Annotated in this window: 1 tRNA gene and 2 rRNA genes (1 of these 3 only partly in view); all 3 read left to right on the plus strand. The window is 58.8% G+C overall.

Annotated elements, in window-relative coordinates:
• Window positions 1–184: 184 nt before the first annotated feature.
• A 16S ribosomal RNA gene (locus EXE45_RS16165) occupies window positions 185–1654 on the plus strand.
• Between the two features lie 170 nt (window positions 1655–1824).
• Window positions 1825–1896: transfer RNA gene (locus EXE45_RS16170), tRNA-Ala, on the plus strand.
• Between the two features lie 158 nt (window positions 1897–2054).
• Window positions 2055–2163 (plus strand): 23S ribosomal RNA (locus tag EXE45_RS16175) (its annotated part continues 1659 nt past the right edge of the window); the annotation flags it as partial.

Raw genomic sequence — 2163 nt, forward strand, 5'->3', positions numbered from 1 at the left:
GATGAGGATCACGCCCCCTGCGCTCCGGCGTAAGCGGTGATCTGATGTGAGCCGTGGTCGTTCGGTGTCATCCAAGTCGCTGGCTGGCCCGGACACCACACAGACCAATGCAATGGTGTGTCAACACTACGTTGACACCCGCCAACACCCCCTTCAGGCCGGGAATCAGGCCTGAAGGATATTCATTCCGGTTGATCCTGCCGGAGGCCATTGCTATTGGGATCCGATTTAGCCATGCTAGTCGCACGAGTTCACACTCGTGGCGAATAGCTCAGTAACACGTGGCCAAACTACCCTTCGGAACACAATACCCTCGGGAAACTGAGGCTAATAGTGTATATCATACCACCACTGGAATGAGTGGTATGCCAAACGCTCCGGCGCCGAAGGATGTGGCTGCGGCCGATTAGGTAGACGGTGGGGTAACGGCCCACCGTGCCAATAATCGGTACGGGTCATGAGAGTGAGAACCCGGAGACGGAATCTGAGACAAGATTCCGGGCCCTACGGGGCGCAGCAGGCGCGAAACCTTTACACTGCACGACAGTGCGATAGGGGGATCCCAAGTGCACAGGCATAGCGCCTGTGCTTTTCGGCACCCTAAGGCGGTGCCAGAATAAGGGCTGGGCAAGACCGGTGCCAGCCGCCGCGGTAATACCGGCAGCCCAAGTGATGGCCGATCTTATTGGGCCTAAAGCGTCCGTAGCTGGCCGCGCAAGTCCATCGGGAAATCCACCTGCTCAACAGGTGGGCGCCCGGTAGAAACTGCGTGGCTTGGGACCGGAAGGCGCGACGGGTACGTCCGGGGTAGGAGTGAAATCCCGTAATCCTGGACGGACCGCCGATGGCGAAAGCACGTCGCGAGAACGGATCCGACAGTGAGGGACGAAAGCCAGGGTCTCGAACCGGATTAGATACCCGGGTAGTCCTGGCCGTAAACAATGTCTGCTAGGTGTGGCTCCCACTACGAGTGGGTGCTGTGCCGTAGGGAAGCCGCTAAGCAGACCGCCTGGGAAGTACGTCCGCAAGGATGAAACTTAAAGGAATTGGCGGGGGAGCACTACAACCGGAGGAGCCTGCGGTTTAATTGGACTCAACGCCGGACATCTCACCAGCATCGACTGTGGTAATGACGATCAGGTTGATGACCTTATCCGAGCCTCAGAGAGGAGGTGCATGGCCGCCGTCAGCTCGTACCGTGAGGCGTCCTGTTAAGTCAGGCAACGAGCGAGACCCGCACCCTTACTTGCCAGCAGTACCGCGAGGTAGCTGGGGACAGTAGGGGGACCGCCGTGGCTAACACGGAGGAAGGAACGGGCAACGGTAGGTCAGTATGCCCCGAATGTGCTGGGCAACACGCGGGCTACAATGGTCGAGACAAAGGGTTCCTACTCCGAAAGGAGACGGTAATCTCAGAAACTCGATCGTAGTTCGGATTGTGGGCTGCAACTCGCCCACATGAAGCTGGATTCGGTAGTAATCGCGTGTCATAAGCGCGCGGTGAATACGTCCCTGCTCCTTGCACACACCGCCCGTCAAAGCACCCGAGTGAGGTCCGGATGAGGCGTGCCACGCACGTCGAATCTGGGCTTCGCAAGGGGGCTTAAGTCGTAACAAGGTAGCCGTAGGGGAATCTGCGGCTGGATCACCTCCACCGACCCGAGACCTCCCACACGGGAGGCTCACCTTACGACCGTCACACCGACGGTCACTACTCATTCGCATTGGCCTGTGTCCGTCCGTCCACCCACCGGCTTGGACACCGCAGAACGACCACGGCCCACACAACACGACACACACCAGACCTTCCCCACGCGGGAAGGTGGGCTCATAGCTCAGCGGTAGAGTGCCTCCCTTGCAAGGAGGATGCCCTGGGTTCGAATCCCAGTGAGTCCATGTCCGTTCGGTCCGAATCCGTCCCCTTATATGGGAGACGCGACTCGGATCGAACACGACGACCGATGCACCATCCCGGGAAACCGCGGATGGGAAGGGTTCGACGAACGCCCCGTCACACCCGGGGCGATTCAATGACAACCGTGTATACGTGCGATCCAGACGTCCACTGAACTCATCCGAGTTCGTGGAACGTCAGTGAACCATATACAGTCGGAATACTCTGACGAGTATTTCTGACACCGTCAGCACTCTCTTCGGAGAGTT

Origin of the sequence: Halorubrum sp. SP9 (assembly GCF_005435015.1) — an archaeon.
GTDB lineage: Archaea > Halobacteriota > Halobacteria > Halobacteriales > Haloferacaceae > Halorubrum > Halorubrum sodomense.